This is a genomic window from Sphingomonas beigongshangi, assembly GCF_016820445.1.
In the GTDB taxonomy this organism is placed as follows: Bacteria; Pseudomonadota; Alphaproteobacteria; order Sphingomonadales; family Sphingomonadaceae; genus Sphingomonas; species Sphingomonas beigongshangi.
Genome location: NZ_JADHDT010000004.1, coordinates 104414 through 121826, shown reverse-complemented (window position 1 = coordinate 121826; position 17413 = coordinate 104414). Strand labels below are relative to the sequence as shown.

Sequence of the window (17413 nt, the reverse complement as noted above, 5' to 3'; positions counted from 1 at the left end):
AGCAGGAGAGGGATGATGCGGGGATCCATTTTCAATGCGTGCGCTTCCATGGGCGCCTTGGCCGCCGGGCTGATCGCGCTGCCGGCAATCGCACAGGTGGCGCCGCCGGCCACGGCGCAGGGCGACGCCGCCGCCACGCAGCCGCCGCAGTCGACCGACGACATCGTCGTCACCGCCACGGCCGGCGACCGCTCGCGCTTCCGCAGCTCCATCTCGGTCAGCCAGATCAGCCAGGAGGCGATCCAGAACTTCACGCCGCGCTCGGAGGCGGAGGTTCTGCGCAACATCCCCGGCATCCAGCCGGGCGACACCGCCGGCCCGGGCGGTAACGCCAACATCGGCGTTCGCGGCATCCCCGTGTCGACGGGCGGATCCGAATATGTCGCGCTACAGGAAGATGGGCTGCCGACCGTGCTGTTCGGCGACATCAACTTCGGCAACAACGACTATTGGTTGCGCTTCGACCAGAACGTGCAGCGCGTCGAGGCGGTGCGCGGCGGTTCCGCCTCCACCTTCGCGAGCCAGGCGCCGGGCGCGGTCATCAACTATATCAGCAAGACCGGCGACGTCGCGGGCGGCCAGATCGCCTATTCGAACGGCCTCGGCTATCGAGAGCACCGGCTCGACTTCGATTACGGTGCGCCGATCGACGACGCGACGCGCTTCCACATCGGCGGCTATGCGCGCGAGGGCGGCGGCCTGACCAACGAGCGGTTCAACATCCTGCGCGGCTACCAGATCAAGGCGAACCTGACGCGCGACTTCGCCGACGGCAAGGGCTTCATCCGCCTGTATTTCAAGCGTCTCGACGAACATGCGCCGACCAACACGACGACCCCGTCGCTGGCGACGCTGGACGGCAACAGGGTGACCGGCTTCGCGCCGCTGCCGACCTTCGACGGCCGCAACGGCTCGTCCTATTCGATCTACAACCGGTCCTTCCAGTATCTGGACTTCGATGGGCAGGTGCGCAGCGCCGAGATCGAGGGCATCCACCCGCGCGTCACGAGCCTTGGCGCACAGCTGCACGTCGACGCCAACGACTGGCTGACGATCGACGACACGATCCGCTACCAGTGGATCAGCGGCAATTTCACCACGCAATTCGTCAACGTGCAGCCGCTGACCGGCAGCGGTGGCCTGATCGGATCGACGGTCAACGGCCAGGTCGTCGGCGCCGTGCGCTACGCGACCGGGCCCAACCAGGGACAGGCCTACACCGGCAGCTACGTCAACAATAACCCGAACATCAACACGTTGATGAAGAACATGGACAATTTCGCCAACAACCTGACGGCGACGGGCAAGTTCGACGTCGGGTCGGGGCGGGCGCGGGTCACCGCGGGGCTGTTCGTGATGAAGCAGAACATCCGCCAGGACTGGCACGTCAACCGCCAGTACAGCACGTTGAGCGGCGAGAATGCCGTGCCCCTCGACCTGTTCTCCACGACGGGGACGCAGCTGACGGCGGCGGGCCAGGCAGGCTTCAACGACAATTGGGGCAGCTGCTGCGCGCGGCGGGTCGATCTGACCTATACCGATACCGCGCCCTTCCTCCAGGTCGGCTACGAGCTTGGCGGCCTCAACCTCGACGGCTCGGTGCGCTATGACAGCGTGCACGGCGAAGGAACCGCGCAGGGCGGCGTCGCGGGTCCGAACACCCGGGTCAGCGATGCGCTGGGAAGCGCCACCCTGCCCTCGCTGGTGCTCAGCCCGACGGCGGAAAAGATCAACTACACCGACCATTACGTCAGCTGGTCGTTCGGCGCGCTGTACGCGTTCAGCCGCGACACCAGCATCTTCGGCCGCGTCAGCCGGGGCGGCCGGTTCAACGCGGACCGGCGCGTGCTGTCGGGCAATTTCAATGCGGACGGCTCGCTCAATGCGCAGGGTCAGGCGACGTCGGTCAATTTCCTCAACCAGCAGGAAATCGGCCTGAAGCAGCGCGGCGCGATCGCAGGTGGCTCCTATTCCGTCGAGATCACCGGCTTCCACTCCACGCTGACCGAGAACAACTACGACTTCACGCGCATCAACAATCCGGCGCCAAACAACAACCCCAACATCTCGAACGGCTATCGCTCGATCGGCGTCGAGTTCACAGGCCGCTTCAACACCGGCAATTTCCACCTCGCCGCGGACGCCACCTACGCCTCCTCGAAAATCACCAAGAGTGCGACCGCCAATCTGGTCGACAAATGGCCGGGCGGCTTGCCGCGGTTCCAGTTCGTCGTCTCGCCGTCCTATGACGCGGGCCCCGTGGCCTTCGGCGTCAGCGTCAACGGTCAGTCGAGCACCAAGTCCGACGACTTCAACCTCTACACGATCAAGGGCACGACCACGGTCAACGGGTTCGTGACCGTCCGCCCGGTCGAGCGGCTGGAGTTCAGCGTCAACGCCAACAACCTGTTCAACACGCTCGGCTTCCGCAACGGCAACGCCAACCTGGGACCCATCCTGTCGTCGACCAGCGCGGTGTTCAGCAATACCGCGCTCTACGGCAGGACGGTCACCGGCTCGGTCCGTTACCGGTTCTAGGGTCTGATCGACGGGCCTGGAGCCGGTGCCTGCCGGCGTGAACAGGTCCCAAAATCGCAAGGCGGGCGGCACCCGCCCGCGCGAACGCGTCCCCACCTGGCCGGAACCGCGCCCTTCCTCGCGGTTCCGCCTTTTGTCTGAGCGATAAGCGGCCTATGTCACCTGCATGACCGTCACGGCCGAGCGGCCCATCCGCACCCTCAAGGACATCGCCCGCCTTGCCGGCGTCAACGCCGGCACCGTATCCCGCGCGCTCGCGGGCAGTTCGCTCGTCAACGAGCAGACGCGCCAGCGTATCATCGACATCGCGGCGGAACACGGCTTCCGCCCCAATTTGATGGCCCGCCGCCTGCGGACGCAGCGCACGGGCGTGATCGGCATCGCGGTGCCGCTGGGTCACGAACGCCGGCAGCACCTCTCCGACCCCTTCTTCATGGCGCTGCTGGGTCACCTCGCCGACGGAATCACCGAGCGGGGCTATGACGTCATGCTGTCACGCGTCGAACCCGACAGCGATGACTGGCTGGACGATATCGTGCTGTCGGGCATGCTCGACGGCGTGCTGCTGATCGGCCAGTCCGACCAGCTCGACGTGATCGAGGCGGTCGCACGCCGCTATCGTCCGCTCGTCGTCTGGGGGAGCGCCCTCCCCGGCCAGGTGCATTGTGCGATCGGCGTCGACAATTTCCTGGGGGGCCGGCGCGCGGGCGAGCGTCTGATCGCGCGCGGCTGCCGCCGGCTCGCCTTCATGGGCGAGGTCCGCACGCTGGAGCTCATCGAACGGCACCGCGGTCTGTGCGCGGCGGCAGAGGCCGCCGGGCTGGCGCCGCCGCTGCAGCTCGATACGCACCTGGCGTCCGACATCATGGCGGCGGAGATCGCCGCCAATCTCGATCGCGTGGCGGGTCAGGTCGACGGTATCGCTGCCGCCTCCGACGTGATCGCGATGGCGACGATCGACGCGCTCGAGACGCGCGGCATGCGCGTGCCGGACGACATTCCCGTCACCGGCTTCGACGACTTGCCGATCGCGGCGCAGGCCCGCGTGCGACTGACCACGGTGCGCCAGGACCTCGCCGCCGGCGCGGCCGCGATGCTGGATGCGCTGTTCGCCCGCATCGCGGGCGAGGATCGGCCGTCCGTGGCAATGGAGCCCGAACTGGTCCTGCGCGACAGCGCCTGACCCTCCGCCGCCGCGCGCCGCGGCACGCGATCGGACGTGGTCGATGCCGACCGGTTCAGTCGACCGCGTCGAAGACGAAGGCGGCGCCGACGAAATCGCCCTTCAGCGGCGCGCACAGCCCGATGTTCATCCAGAAGGCACCGCTGGCCTGCCGGGGCATCCCCTCCGGTAGCGCACCGTCGCCGAGCATGCGGACGCGGTACAGTCGCGCCGGGTCGAGACCCTGCGGATGGAGCGCGGAGGGATTGTCGCGCCACATCGACGAGTGCAGCATCTGGAACAACACGCCCTGCCGGCCATCCGTCGCGACGTACATCGTCGCCGACGTGCCGTCGTCGCGCGACGGCGGTGCGATACGATACAGGCGGCCACGCTGCACCGTCGCCCGGATCGTCTTGTAAGCCGCCACCCATTTGGCGGCGGTGGCGAAATCGGCATCCTGCCAGTGCTTGAGATTGGCGCCGATGCCGAGCCCGCCCTGCATGGCGGACAGGAACCGATAGTCGAGACTGGTGACGCGCGTGTTCGCCCAGTTCGGGCTGTCGGTCACCCAGGCCATCATCACCGCGGGCGCATAGGCCTGCGTGAAGCCGTCCTGGATCATGAGCCGGTCGGCGGGATCGGTATTGTCCGATGTCCACACCTGGTCCGAATAGGCGAGGATGCCGAGGTCGATGCGGCCGCCGCCGCCCGAACAGGCCTCTATCTCCAGCGACGGGTGACGCCGGCGCAGTTCGGCGAGGATGTGATAGAGGTTGCGGACGTATTCGACATGGACGCGCTGCTGATCCGCGAGCGGCATCTCCGGCCAGCCCGCCTCGGTCCAGTTGCGATTATAGTCCCATTTGAGGAAGGCGATGTCGTTGTCGCGCACCAGCCGGTCGAGCACGTTCAGCACATGGTCGCGGACGTCGCTACGGGCGAGGTTGAGGACGAGTTGATTGCGTCCCTCCGTCCGCGGCCGGCCGGGAAAGTTGAGCACCCAATCGGGATGCGCGCGATAGAGGTCGCTGTCGACATTGACCATCTCCGGCTCGACCCACAGGCCGAACTCCATCCCGAGCGACTTCACCTTGTCGATCAGCGGTTTGAGACCGTCGGGAAACTTGGTCCGGTTCACCGTCCAGTCGCCCAGCCCGGCCCGGTCGGAGTCGCGCGCGCCGAACCAGCCATCGTCGACGACGAAGCGCTCGACGCCGATCCTGGCGGCTTTTTCCGCCAGCGCCTCCTGCCCCCGCTCGGTGACGTCGAATGCGGTCGCTTCCCAGCTGTTGTAGAGGACGGGCCTCAGCTTCGCCCGGTCGCCGTGCGGGATGACATGGGCCATCTGGAACCGGTGAAAGGCCCGTGACGCCGCCCCCATGCCACCGTCGGTATAGCCGGCATAGAATGTCGGCGTGTCCAGCGTCTCGCCCGGCTTCAGCGACCAGGAGAAGTCGTAGGGGTTGAAGCCGCCGGCGATGCGGACGCGGCCAAGATTGTCCTGGCCGACGCTGATCCGGAACGATCCCGACCAGGCGAGCGCCCCGTACCAGACGGGCCCGTGATCCTCGTCCGTCGCACCCTCACGTCCGATGGCGAACCAGGGATTGTTGCCATGCCCCGTCGATCCGCGCCGGCTTTCCAGCAATGTCAGCGCGGGCGTGACCGCGACCCGCTTCTTCTGCCATTCGGCGGCATGGCGACCGGTGAGATAATGGAGGGCATAATCGTCCCCCGCCGGCAGGGTGAAGACCGCGGCGGCGATCTGGTCGATCCGCACCGGGCTGTCGCCGCCGTTGCGCACGGTGGCGGAGCGCGCGAGCACCCCCGTCTCCGGATCGATCGCATAGCGCAGCACGACCGTCAGCGGCCGACGGATATCGGCCAGTTCGACGAGCAAGGTCTCGCCCTCTACGCGGTGCGACCGATATTTGAGGACGAGATCGCGATTGCCGTCGGCGAACACGGCCTTGACGCCGGGCTCGCTGACCAGCCCCTCGCCCTGGCCGGGATATTCCTGCGGCGTCACCGATCCTGCGGGATCAAACCCCGACAGCTCGCCAGGCGCCTTGAGCAAGACGGGCTCGCCGGAACGCGCCGGATCGATCGTCCCGAGCGGATCCTTGGTCCCGAGCGGCGGCCCCCAGTACAAAGGCTGGAGATACCCCTTGTCGTCGACGCCCAGCGCATAGGTCACGCCCGCGCCATCGAGCCGGAACACCGTCGCGCCCGCCGGCGCCGTCACCTTCGCATCCACGCTTACGCTCCCCATCACGGCGACGATCGTTGCGAGCCACGTCGACCCGCGGCGCGTCATCGTGCGATCCGCACCCGGTCGCCGTCGAATGCGAGATGGAAGGTCGGCGCGGCGGTGCCGCCGAAGCGGTCGCGGCGACGGGCGATGTCATCGCCGACGGCATTGCCGCCAAGCCCCCAATAATCGACGAAGCTGATCACCTCGCCTTCGCCCGTCACCCACCAGCAATAGGCCTGCGTGGGCTCCGCATCCGGGTTGGCCGCGACCAGTCCGCTGCCGTTGATCGGGCGCCACGGGCCGGCGAACCGGTCGGCGACCATGCCATAGAGTCCGGTCGGCGCGTCGAGACCGGGCGCGAAGCGCTTCGCCTGCGTCGACCAGAACAGATAGTAAAGCCCATCGCGGACGAGGACATGCGGTCGCTCGAGCTCGCTGTTGACGCCGATCGCGGCCAGCAGCGGCGGCTTCAGCGCCCATTGGTCGTCCACCCGCGTGGCGAGGCCGATGATCCCGTCGTGCACCTCGCCCGGCGTACCGGCGGAGCCGGTGAAGAGCAGATGCTCCTCCCCCGTCGCCGGATCGCGGACATAACCGGGATCGCGAAAGCCCTTGATCCTGTCGTCAAGCGGCGCGTCCTGATCGGTGCGGGCATAGTCGATGCCGTCCGCCTGCACGGTTTCGGCGGGCGCGCTCCACCCGCTCAACCGCCCGCCGTCGAAGCGACCCGTCGTCTCGAACAGGCGCTGCGAAAAGCGTGCCGGATCGCCGGTGGCGGTGAAATACATTGTCAGCCTGGTATCGTCGTCGTCGATCACCGCGCTGCCCGACCATTCGCGCGTGCCGGGCGCGAAACCGTCCGGAAAGGCGGGACCATGTGCGTGCCAGCCGTCTGGGCCGCGGCTGTACAGATGGATGCGCGCCGCATCGTGCCGCGCCTCCGGATCGGGCGCGTGCGGGACGGCGAGGAAGAACCACCAGTCGCGACCGCCGATCATCGCCGTGCGGCCGTCGCGGCGGGCGATCGGCCACATGTCCCAGACGTCGTGCGCCGGATCGATCGGCACGACGTCGCGCGCGATGATCACCGGCAGCCGCGCGCCTTCGTCGAAGCGCGCGCGGGCGGCGGCGGCGCGGGTCCAGACGCTGGCGCTCATGCCGCGGCGCCCTGGACGCGGCCGGCGCGGCTGCGCACGCGATAGACCGCCACCGCCGCGCAGAGCATCAGCAGGCCGCACAGCGTCAATACGTTGCGCGGGTCGCCACCCAGCAGCGGCCGGTAGACGAGCGGCAGCGTCAGCGAGAAGAGCAGCATCGGGATCACGATCATCATGTTGAAGATGCCCATGTAGACACCCGTCCGCTCCGCCGGGATCGCGCCCGCGAGGATGACATAGGGGTTGCCCATGATGCTGGCCCAGCCGATGCCGACGCCGATCGCCGGCACGAAGAGCATCCACGGCTGGGTGACGTGCGGCAGCGCGACCATGCCCAGTCCGGCAAGGAGGAGGCAGGCGGCATGCAGCTTCGCCGCGCCGACGCGCCGCGCCAGCGGCACCATCGCGAAGGCCGCGACGAAGGCGACGCCATTGTACCAGGCGGCCATCACGCCGTTCGTCAGCACCGCGGAGTGGAAGCCGGTCGAGTTCGGATCGGCGGTGCCGTAGACCGACCGGCCGATCGCATAGATGACATAGGCCCAATAGGCCGCCATCGCATACCATTGGAACAGGCTCATCACCGCCAGCTTGCGCATCGCCGGCGGCATGTCCGCGATCGCCGCGCCGATCTCGCGCACCGCCGCGGCCAGCCCGCGCGGCTGCGCCGCGATCCGCGCCCGCTCGGTCGTGGTCAGCGGCAGCTCCGGGACGCGCAGGATCGAATAGACGATGGTCGATAGCGACAGGAAGGCGCCGACCATGAACGCGATCCGCGCGGTGTAGGGGATGTTGTGTGCGTCGACCCAGTCTTGGTTCATCCCGGCCCAGACGAGCAGCGACGGCGTCAGGAAGGCCAGCATCTGCGCCAGCCCGGTGAAGGCGGATTGCGTCAGAAAGCCCATCTCGTGCTGGCTTTCGTCCAGGCGGTCGGAGACATAGGCGCGATAGGGCTCCATGGTGATGTTGTTGCCGGCGTCCAGCAGCCAGAGCAGCGACACCGCCATCAGGATCGAATGGCTCAGCGGCATGAAGAACAGCCCCGCCGCGCACAGCACGGCACCGAACAGGAAATAGGGCGTCCGCCGGCCCCAGCGCGAATCGGTCCTGTCGCTGAGCGCGCCGATGAGCGGCTGGACGAGCAGGCCCGTCATCGGGCCGGCCAGCTGCAGCAGCGGCAGCGAGGCCTCGGAGGCGCCCAGATAGCTGTAGATCGGCGCCATGTTGCCCTGCTGCAGCCCGAAACTGAATTGCAGGCCCAGGAAGCCGAGGTTCATCTCGAGAATGCGCGGCAGCGACAATCTTGGCTTGGAGTCCGGGTATCGCATCGGCGCCTCTCGCATGGGTCCGCCCGTCTATGCGGGATCGCACCTGCATAGAGGGTCGACATGCTTCAGGCAACAATCGATTGCAGCATTCCTAGTCGATCAGGAAGACGACGCCGGGCAATCGCAAGGCGCCCGCCGCCGTGCCGAGCGTGCCGTCCGGCCGCAGCGGCAGGCGCGCGATCGCGCCCGACCGTTCGTTGGCGACCAGCATCTCGCCGCGCGTCTCCACCAGGCGGAAGAAGCGTGGCCAGTGCCCGCCACTGGATACGTGCTGCAGCGGGGTCAGCGCCCCGACAGGGTCGATCGCGAAGACGGCGACGCTGTCGTGGCCACGGTTGGAGACATAGAGCCGCCTTCCCGACGCATCGATCGCGATATGCGCGGCGAACGACTCGCCCCGGAAGCCGGGAGGCAAGGTCGAATGGACCGCATGTTCGACAAGACGCCCGCCAGGTAGCGAGCGCAGCACCGTGACGGTATTGGCGAGTTCGGCGACCAGATAGGCGACCGGCATGTGTGGATGACGCGCCAGGTGCCGGGGGCCGGACCCAGGCGCGGCCTGATAGGCGATGGCGGTATCCGCGATCCGGCCGCCCGCGCGATTGATGCGATGCGCGAAGACGCGGTCCGCGCCGAGATCGACCGAATGCAGTACGGCGCCGTCGGCGGTGAAGCCGACCCAATGGGCGTGGGGGCCGGCCTGGCGCGCGGTGTTCGGGCCATGTCCCTCGTGCCGCACCACCATGGCCTCGCCGCGCGGCAGGCCGGTGGCCCGGTCCAGCCGCCACGTCGCCACGCTGCCGCTCGAATAATTGGCCGCGGCGAGCATCCCGCCGTCAGGCGAAAGCGCGACGTGGCAAGGGTCGGCGCCCAGCGTAGACACGGACGCCCGCTGCCGCCACGCCGCATCGTAGATGCGCAGGCTACCCGCGGTCTGCTCGTCTACCAGATAGCGCAGCGTGCGTGCCCGACTGCGCACGCCAAAGGACGCGTTACGGATCGCGGCCCGCGCCACGCCGGGCGTCCAGCCGCTGGAGGTGGCCGAGAGCGGTACAAGCCCCGCGCCGCCCTCGGCCGCGTAGGTTCCGGCGAACAAGGTCTCCGGCGCCGCCGCGAGCGCGCGCGTGGGCAGCACGGCCGCGGCCGCCGCCGCGCCGATCACGCCGCGGCGGCTCCACAGGGCGGAGGGATCATCGATCATGACGGCAACCTTGCGCTTCGTGTCGAAAAGGCGGTGGGCGCCGTTTCCAGGGGAGGTGTCGGACCCTATCGAGCCACCACGACGCGGACAAGCGCGCCCCGCTCCCGCGCCCGACGGGTCGTCAGAACAGTCCCGCGGCCGAGGACAAGGCCCAGATCATCGCGCCGAACCCGGCGAGGAAGATCGCAAGTGCGAGAAAGCCGCGCATGTCGGGTGCTTTGCGGGGACGGGTCATGCGTCCCCTATGCGTTGGTGCGTTACCGCACGCCAGACCGCGCCATCGCGACACCGTACGATTATATTAACCTGCGTCATGCACCGCGGCGGAAATGGAGCTCATCCACCAGCCATCGGGATCTACCGCGTGCCTCCAGGCCGAGGCCGATCGCTTCTTGCACGAAGCCGTCGACCTGATCACGCGCGCCCGATCCTGCGTCGTACGCGATCAGCGCAGCGCCGCCCGGCTGCTGCATGCCGACCGCGCGCGGGTCCATGCCCTGCTGGGACGCTATCAGCGGTTCAAGCATGCGTCGATCTTCGATCCGGTGATCAAGGAAGGCGACACGGCGCGATCCGCGACGGCACGCGCCCTCAAGTGCGAATGTCTCCTCATGGGCGAAACGTTCGGCGCCTATTTCGATCGGTGGCAGCACGTCGACGTGTCGGGCGACTGGCAGACCTATCGCGACGAGATGATCGCGATGAGCCAGACGCTGATGCGGCATCTTGAGGTCGAGCATGCGCATATCGGCACGCTGCTGGCGGCGACGGCCGGCGCGGCGGCCGCGAACGAGGATCATCCAACCGCCTGACGCACGACCGCGGCGGTCTGAAGGACGCGCTACGTTCGCCGCGAACTCGGCCTCGGCACGAGCTGGTCGAGCGCATCGGCATTGTCGCGTCCCCACGCGTAAAGCAATTCGACGGGCTCGACGAACCGCCGGCCGAGTACGGTCAGCCGATATTCGACCATCGGCGGAATGGTGCTGCGGACATGGCGGCTCAGCAGTCCGCTCGCTTCCATTTCCCGCACCGTCTGGGTCAGCATCTTCTTGGATATGCCAGGCAGGCTGCGCTGGAGAACGCCTGTGCGCGCGACGCCCGCATGGCGGGCATGGAGCGTGTGCAGCACCATGCTGGTCCATTTGGTCGCGAACAGTTCGAGGACGCGGCGCGGCGCGCAATCCTCCCGCCATTCGTCGTCATGCGTCCCTGGCGACATGCGGTTACCTCCTGGTGCCTGGGCCCCCAAATGGTGCCGTCTAGAAGCGCCGCACTCCGATGCCTAGGTCCGCCGCGACAAGGAGATGCTCATGACGAAGACGGCTTTGGTGGTTGGCGCGAGCGGGATCGTCGGTGGCGCGACGGCCGCGCTGCTGGCGGATCGCGGCTGGACGGTGCTGGGACTGGCTCGCCGTCCCCGAACCCAGCCCGGCGTGCGGCCCATCGCCGGCGACCTGCAGGATCGGGCGGCGACCGCGACCGCGCTCCGCGACGTGGATGCGGACGCGGTCTTCATCACCACCTGGCTGCGGCAGGACAGCGAGGCCGAAAACATCCGCGTCAATGCCGCGATGGTCCGCAACCTGCTCGACGCCCTGCCCCCGCGCACGCGACCGCGCCACGTCGCGCTGGTCACCGGCCTGAAGCATTACCTCGGGCCGTTCGAGGCCTATGGCAAAGGCAGTCTGCCGCAGACGCCGTTCCGCGAGGAACAGGCGCGGCTCAACGTGGAGAATTTCTATTATGCGCAGGAAGATGCGCTGTTCGCCGCGGCACGGCGCGACGGCTTTACCTGGTCCGTCCATCGGCCGCACACCGTGATCGGCCTCGCGGTCGGCAACGCCATGAACATGGGCACGACGCTCGCCACCTATGCGACCCTCTGCCGCGAGACGGGGCGCCCCTTCATCTTCCCCGGTTCGGCCGTGCAATGGGCGGGACTGACCGACATGACGGACGCCGGCCTGCTCGCGCGCCACCTGCTATGGGCGACGGAGACGCCCGCAGCGCATGACGAGGCGTTCAACGTCGTCAACGGCGATGTCTTCCGCTGGCAATGGATGTGGGGTCGTATCGCGCACTGGTTCGGGCTGGAGCCGGCGCCGTTCGACGGCGTCGTTCGACCGCTGGAGCGGCAGATGGCGGACGATGCCGGTACGTGGCGGGAGATCGCCGTGCGGGAGGGGCTTGCCGAACCCGAGCTCGCACGCCTCGCCTCGCCCTGGCATACCGACGCGGACCTGGGCCGGCCGATCGAGGTGGTCACGGACATGTCGAAGAGCCGTCGCCTCGGCTTTACGGATTATCAGCCCACCGATGACGCCTTTTTCGCGCTGTTCGAGCGATTGCGCGCCGGCCGTCTGATCCCGTGACGGGCGGGCGGGATCGGCCGCCAGACGGCAGGGTCCGATCCGCTTGCGTGGAAGCGCTGCCGGCCCCCGCCGCCACCCTCCAGGGGTGCCGGATCAAACCCTAACGGACGACGATCCCGCCGTTCTTCATGACGAACCGTACGGTCCGGACCGCGGCGATGTCGCGGATCGGATCGCCGGCGACGGCGACCAGATCGGCTATCATGCCGGGCTTCACGGCGCCGAGCCGGTCGCCGACGCGCAGCCAGCGGGCGTTACCTGACGTTGCCGCGATCAGCACATCGGCCGCGGGCATGCCGGCCGCGGCCATCAGCACCATCTCGCGCGCGTTCGTGCCATGCGCATAGACGCCGACGTCCCCGCCCATGCAGATCGGCACGCCGGCGGCGCGTGCGAGCCGAAAGCTGTCCCGCGCGGCGCGCACCGCCGCGGGGGCTGGCTCCGATCCGGTCCAGCCGCGATAGCGCGCGCTCGCATCGGCCGCCGCGAGGGTCGGACACAGCGCGATGCCCTTTGCCGCCATGGACGCGAACACGGCGGGCGTGCCTCCATAGCCATGCTCGATCGTATCGACCCCCGCCGCGATCGCGCGGCGCATGCCTTCGGCGGTCGCGGCATGGACGGCGACCGGTCGCCCCGCATCGTGCGCCGCAGCCACCGCAGCGCGGATTTCGTCGAGGCTCAGCGTCGCACGCGAGTCCTCGCCCGCTCGCCAGCGATAGTCGGCATAGAGCTTCACCCAATCCGCGCCGGCCGCGATCTGACGACGCACCGCCGCGACCATCTGTTCCGTGCCGGACACCTCCTCCGCGCCCTGGGGGATGGCCACGCCGGGTTCGAAGCCCTTGGGCCCATAAGCGCCCAGCGCCACGATCGCGCGGGTCGCGACATGTAGCCGCGGACCTTCGACGATCCCCTGGTCGATCGCGGCCTTCAGCCCGACGTCGGCATAGCCCGCGCCTTCGGTGCCGAGATCGCGCTCGCTGGTGAAGCCGGCGCGCAACGTCGCGCGTGCGCTGGCGACCGCACGCGCGGTGCGCAGCGCGAGCGGTTCGTGAAGGACCTGATCGTCCCAGCTCGCCTCGTCATAGGGGTGGAGGAAGAGATGCGCATGGCCTTCGATCATGCCGGGCATGAGGGTATCGCCGGCAAGATCGACGATCTGTGCGCCCGCCGGAACGGCAAGGGCGGCCCCGACCGCGACGATCCTGTCACCCCGCACCAGCACCTGCCAGCCGGCATGCACCTGGCCATCCACGCCGTCGAACACGCCCGCCGGCCGCAGCAGGAAGGTCGCGGGCACGGGCTCCTCGGCGGGCAGCGTCGCACCCCCCAGCAGCAACGCCGCCACGACCGTCAGCCAGCGCTTGGTCATCGTCCGCTCCCCGTTATAGATCAAGGACATGGATAGGCTTCTTCCGCGCGCACGCAATCCGCTGATCCTCACGATGCTGCTCGCGACGGCGGCGGCCGCGCCGCCGGATGCCGAGATGGCACGCTGGCGGGCGGAGGCCGGACGAGTGACGATCACGCGCGACGACTGGGGTATTCCCCACATCCATGGCCGCAGCGATGCCGACGCGGTCTTCGGCATGTCCTATGCCCAGGCGGAAGACGATTTCGCGCGGGTCGAGGCCAATTACCTGACCGCGCTCGGTCGCACAGGGGAAGCGGACGGCGAGGAGGCGATCTGGGCGGACCTGCGCCAACGGCTGTTCGTCGATCCGGACGATCTGCGCGCACGCTATGCGGCCAGCCCCGACTGGCTGCGCACGCTGATGCAAGCCTGGGCGGACGGCCTCAATTATTATCTCGCGACGCATCCCAGGACGAAGCCACGGGTGCTGACCCGCTTCGAACCGTGGATGGCGCTGAGCTTCACCGAGGGCAGCATCGGCGGCGACATCGAACGGATCTCGCTTGCCGACCTCAAGACCTTCTACGGGCAGCCGACTCCGCCCAGCCCGGAAGAGCTCGGCATGGTCGCGCGCGAGCCATCGGGCTCGAACGGCATCGCCATCGCGCCCCGGCTGACCCGCGACGGCCATGCCCTGTTGCTGATCAATCCGCATACCAGCTTCTATTTCCGGTCCGAAGCGCAGGTGACGAGCGATGCCGGCCTGAACGCCTATGGCGCCAGCACCTGGGGGCAGTTCTTCGTCTACCAGGGATTCAATGCGCACGCCGGCTGGATGCACACCTCGTCGACCGTCGACAACGTCGACCAGTTCGCCGAGCGCGTGATCCGCCGACCGGACGGCTGGGCATACCGCCATGGCGGAACGCTGCGTCCGGTGATGGCGGCCAAGGTCACGCTGCGCTATCGCCGTGCCGACGGCAGCTTGGGCGAACGCCGCTTCGACACGTGGCGCACGCATCACGGCCCGATCGTGGCGGCGAAGGACGGTCGTTGGATCGCGACCGCGCTGATGTGGCGGCCCGTACCCGCGCTGGAGCAGAGCTGGCTGCGCACGAAGACGGCCAATCTCGCCGATTTCCTGCGCGTCTCGGAGCGAAAGGCCAATTCCTCGAACGACACGCTCTTCGCCGACGACCGCGGCGAGATCGCGTTTCTGATGCCGCAGTTCATGCCGGTGCGCGACGCGCGGTTCGACTATACGCGCCCCGTCGACGGCAGCGATCCCGCGACCGACTGGCGTGGCCTGCACAGCCTCGCCAGCCTGCCGAGCGTCGCCAATCCGCGCGTCGGCTGGGTGCACAACACAAACGACTGGCCCTGGAGTGCCGCCGGACCCGACAGTCCGAAGGCGAAGGATTATCCCCGCTACATGGACCAGATCGGCGGCAACGCGCGCGGCGAGCACGCCGACCTGCTGCTGACGGGCAAGCGCGGCTGGACGCCTGCCGGTTTGCGCGATGCCGCCTACGATCCCTATCTGCCTGCGTTCGCGCGGCTAGTGCCAGGCCTGGTCGACGCATGGCGGGCGCTGCCGCCGGGCGATCCGCGCCGTCGGGCGCTCGCCGAGCCGATCGCGACGCTCTCGAACTGGGATTATCGCTGGGCCGGACCTTCGATCGCGACCAGCCTCGCGGTCTTTTGGGGCGACGAGCTCTGGCGGGAGGTCGGCAGCTTCGCCCAGGCCGAGCGCATCAACGTGCCGGACTATATCGCGACCCGCGTCGACGCGCGGACCAGGCTCGCGGCGCTGCATGCCGCGGTCGCACGCCTCACGCGCGATTTTGGCACGTGGCGGACGCCTTGGCAGACGATCAACCGGTTCCAGCGCCTCGACGATGCGATCCAACCGCATTTCGATGACGCTCGCCCGTCGCTGCCGGTCCCCTTCACCTCCGCCCAATGGGGCAGCCTCGCGTCGTTCGGCGCGAGGACGTGGCCAGGGACGAAACGCTATTACGGCACCAGCGGCAACAGCTTCGTCGCCGTCGTCGAGTTCGGCCCCCGCGTCCGCGCCAGCGCCGTGATGGCCGGCGGACAGAGCGGCGACCCCGCCTCCCCGCATTTCGCCGACCAGATTGCCCGCTACGCGTCAGGGCAGTTGCGCCAGATCTATTTTTACCCCGACGAGCTCACCGGGCATATCGAGCGCCGCTACCATCCCGGCGAGTAGCGCGCGACCTCGGCAAAGCGGGAAGAAGCGCGCCGCCGCGGCAGCGTCGTCAGCGACGGGCCGAGTCGCTTTTCGCGCGCTCGGTAGCGAAGGGCTCCGTGGCGTTCCAGACCGGCCATTGCGTGCCGCCCGCGATCTCCCTTCCGAGCGCATAGGCGACGCTGCCCTCCTGCGCCGCGCCGGTCATGTCCCAGCGCGGATTGAAGGCGTCGCAGGTCTGGTGATAGCATTGCGCATTGTACCGCGCCCGCTCGCGCTCGCCCGCCGCCAGCCCTCCGCCGACCAGATCGCGTCCAGCGCGGAAGTAGACACCAGGTACGCCCTTCGCGGCGAAGGCATAATGGTCGGAGCGGTAATACCAGCCAGCCTCGGTATTCTCCTCCGGGACGATCCGCAGTCCCTGCGCCGCCGCGACCCGCGTCAGCTCGGCCTCCAGCGGCGTGCGCCCGACACCAATCAGCTCCAGATCGCGCGTCCGGCCAAGGACGACGTGCGGATCGAGGTTGAACTGCGCCGCGGTGGTATCCAGCGGCAGGGCGGGATGGTCGGCATACCAGGTCGCGCCGAGCAGCCCCTTTTCCTCGGCGGTCCATAGGGCGAACACGACGGTTCGTCGCAGACGCGGCGCCCGCGCGTAATTGCGCGCGATCTCGAGCAGGGTCGCGGTGCCCGTACCATTGTCGACGGCGCCGTTGCGGATACGGTCCGCCGGCGGATCGAAGGCATTCTCGCCATAGGCGTCCCAATGCGCGCCATAGAGGATGCTGCCGCCCGCCGGATCGGTACCGGGAAGGATGCCGACGATATTGTGGCTGACGGCGCGATCGAGGCTGGTGCGCACAGTGCCGGAAAGCGCGACACCCTTAAGCTCGACGCCGCGGAAGGCGGCGGACTGCGCGGCCCGTTTCGCCTGCGCATAATCCAGACCGGCGGTACGGAGCATGGCGACGCCGATGTCGTTGCGCAGCGTGCCGCGGATCCCGAACGCGGGCGGTATCGTCCCCGTGTCGAGCGCATAGCCCGGCACGGCGTCGCCATTGGCGAGCTGCAGCCAGGGATAGCTGGACGGAAAGGTATCGTGGATCTGGAAGAACGCGATGGCGCCGCGCTTCTGCGCCTCCGCGAGCTTGGTGCGCGCGGCCGGGCTCGAGGCGCGCCCGCCGAAGCCCAAATCGCGACCCGCCTCTACGTCAGGATCCCCCGCCAGCGCGACCACGACCTTGCCCCGCACGTCGAGGCCGCGATAGGGGTCGTAGCCCAGCCGCGGCTCGACCACGCCATAGCCCACGAAGACGACAGGTGCGCCGGCGAGCGCGCTGGTCCCCACGACGCGCGACGAGGCCGCGATCTCGACCCCGGGATGCAGCGCGCGCGACATACCGTTCAGTGTCAGATCGAAGCTCGCCGCGTCGCGCGTCCAGCGCAGCAGCGGCACCGTCTGGCGATATCCCGCGTCACCTTCCGGCTTCAGGCCGAGCTGCGCGAAGCGCTTTTCGAGGAAGGCGAGTGTGATCGGTTCGCCCACCTGAGTTGGGCCGCGGCCGTGGAAGTCGTCGGCGCTGAGCGTCCGGACATCGGCCTTGATGCGGTCGGGCGACAGGATCGGCACGCGCGGTTCATTGGGAGCGACGCTCGTCGCGGAAAGGAGCAGAAGCGGAAGCCAACGGATCATGCCGCCAGCCTGACGCGTCCCGTCTCCGCGCGCAAGCGGCACGCTGCAGGAATGTCGCGGCACGGGAGTATGTTAGCGGCTTAGGGGTGAAAGGGCTACGCTGGGGCCTAACACCCGCCCGGATCGAGCCACA

General features: G+C 68.5%; 12 protein-coding genes. 5 read left to right on the top strand and 7 right to left on the bottom strand.

Annotated features, from left to right (window positions below):
• Nucleotides 1–48 precede the first annotated feature (48 nt).
• Both IQ292_RS08360 and IQ292_RS08355 read left to right on the top strand, forming a co-directional pair.
• Nucleotides 49–2538 carry a TonB-dependent receptor domain-containing protein gene (locus IQ292_RS08360; RefSeq protein ID WP_238940926.1) on the top strand — a complete coding sequence of 830 codons (2490 nt, stop codon included), beginning with the start codon at nt 49–51 and terminating at the stop codon, nt 2536–2538.
• Nucleotides 2539–2704: 166 nt separating this feature from the next.
• Nucleotides 2705–3721, top strand: coding sequence for a LacI family DNA-binding transcriptional regulator (locus IQ292_RS08355; RefSeq protein ID WP_203309867.1), 1017 nt, complete (start codon nt 2705–2707; stop codon nt 3719–3721).
• Nucleotides 3722–3776: 55 nt separating this feature from the next.
• On the opposite strand, the gene IQ292_RS08350 is transcribed toward IQ292_RS08355, so the two are convergent.
• The 4 genes from IQ292_RS08350 to IQ292_RS08335 form a co-directional block, all read right to left on the bottom strand.
• Nucleotides 3777–6020 carry an alpha-galactosidase gene (locus IQ292_RS08350; RefSeq protein WP_238940925.1) on the bottom strand — a complete coding sequence of 748 codons (2244 nt, stop codon included), beginning with the start codon at nt 6018–6020 and terminating at the stop codon, nt 3777–3779.
• Entirely contained in the window at nt 6017–7114 is a 1098-nt protein-coding gene (locus IQ292_RS08345) for a glycoside hydrolase family 68 protein (RefSeq protein ID WP_203309866.1), read from the bottom strand. The genes IQ292_RS08350 and IQ292_RS08345 overlap by 4 nt, the downstream gene beginning before the upstream one ends.
• Complete coding sequence (locus IQ292_RS08340; RefSeq protein ID WP_203309865.1) at nt 7111–8442, bottom strand: MFS transporter; 1332 nt, start codon at nt 8440–8442, stop codon at nt 7111–7113. The genes IQ292_RS08345 and IQ292_RS08340 overlap by 4 nt, the downstream gene beginning before the upstream one ends.
• A gap of 91 nt (nt 8443–8533) precedes the next feature.
• The gene (locus IQ292_RS08335; RefSeq protein ID WP_203309864.1) at nt 8534–9643 is read right to left on the bottom strand and encodes a lactonase family protein; all 1110 of its coding nucleotides are present in this window, start codon (nt 9641–9643) and stop codon (nt 8534–8536) included.
• 392 nt (nt 9644–10035) lie between these two features.
• Between IQ292_RS08335 and IQ292_RS08330 the strand changes: the two genes are divergently transcribed.
• Nucleotides 10036–10455, top strand: a complete 420-nt coding sequence (locus tag IQ292_RS08330) for a hypothetical protein (RefSeq protein WP_203309863.1) — start codon at nt 10036–10038, stop codon at nt 10453–10455.
• Between the two features lie 29 nt (nt 10456–10484).
• Here IQ292_RS08330 and IQ292_RS08325 read toward each other — a convergent pair whose 3' ends face one another.
• On the bottom strand, nt 10485–10865 hold the full coding sequence (locus IQ292_RS08325) for a winged helix-turn-helix transcriptional regulator (protein ID WP_203309862.1): 381 nt from the start codon (nt 10863–10865) through the stop codon (nt 10485–10487).
• Between the two features lie 91 nt (nt 10866–10956).
• Here IQ292_RS08325 and IQ292_RS08320 point away from each other — a divergent pair, with 91 nt between their 5' ends.
• The gene (locus IQ292_RS08320) at nt 10957–12018 is read left to right on the top strand and encodes an SDR family oxidoreductase (protein ID WP_203309861.1); all 1062 of its coding nucleotides are present in this window, start codon (nt 10957–10959) and stop codon (nt 12016–12018) included.
• 100 nt (nt 12019–12118) lie between these two features.
• Here IQ292_RS08320 and IQ292_RS08315 read toward each other — a convergent pair whose 3' ends face one another.
• Nucleotides 12119–13393 (bottom strand): metal-dependent hydrolase family protein, encoded by a 1275-nt coding sequence (locus tag IQ292_RS08315; protein ID WP_203310077.1) that lies wholly within the window; start codon nt 13391–13393, stop codon nt 12119–12121.
• 28 nt (nt 13394–13421) lie between these two features.
• On the opposite strand from IQ292_RS08315, the gene IQ292_RS08310 reads away from it, so the two are divergent.
• The gene (locus tag IQ292_RS08310; RefSeq protein ID WP_203309860.1) at nt 13422–15608 is read left to right on the top strand and encodes a penicillin acylase family protein; all 2187 of its coding nucleotides are present in this window, start codon (nt 13422–13424) and stop codon (nt 15606–15608) included.
• 49 nt (nt 15609–15657) lie between these two features.
• On the opposite strand, the gene IQ292_RS08305 is transcribed toward IQ292_RS08310, so the two are convergent.
• Nucleotides 15658–17280 carry a M28 family peptidase gene (locus tag IQ292_RS08305; protein WP_203309859.1) on the bottom strand — a complete coding sequence of 541 codons (1623 nt, stop codon included), beginning with the start codon at nt 17278–17280 and terminating at the stop codon, nt 15658–15660.
• Nucleotides 17281–17413 lie beyond the last annotated feature (133 nt).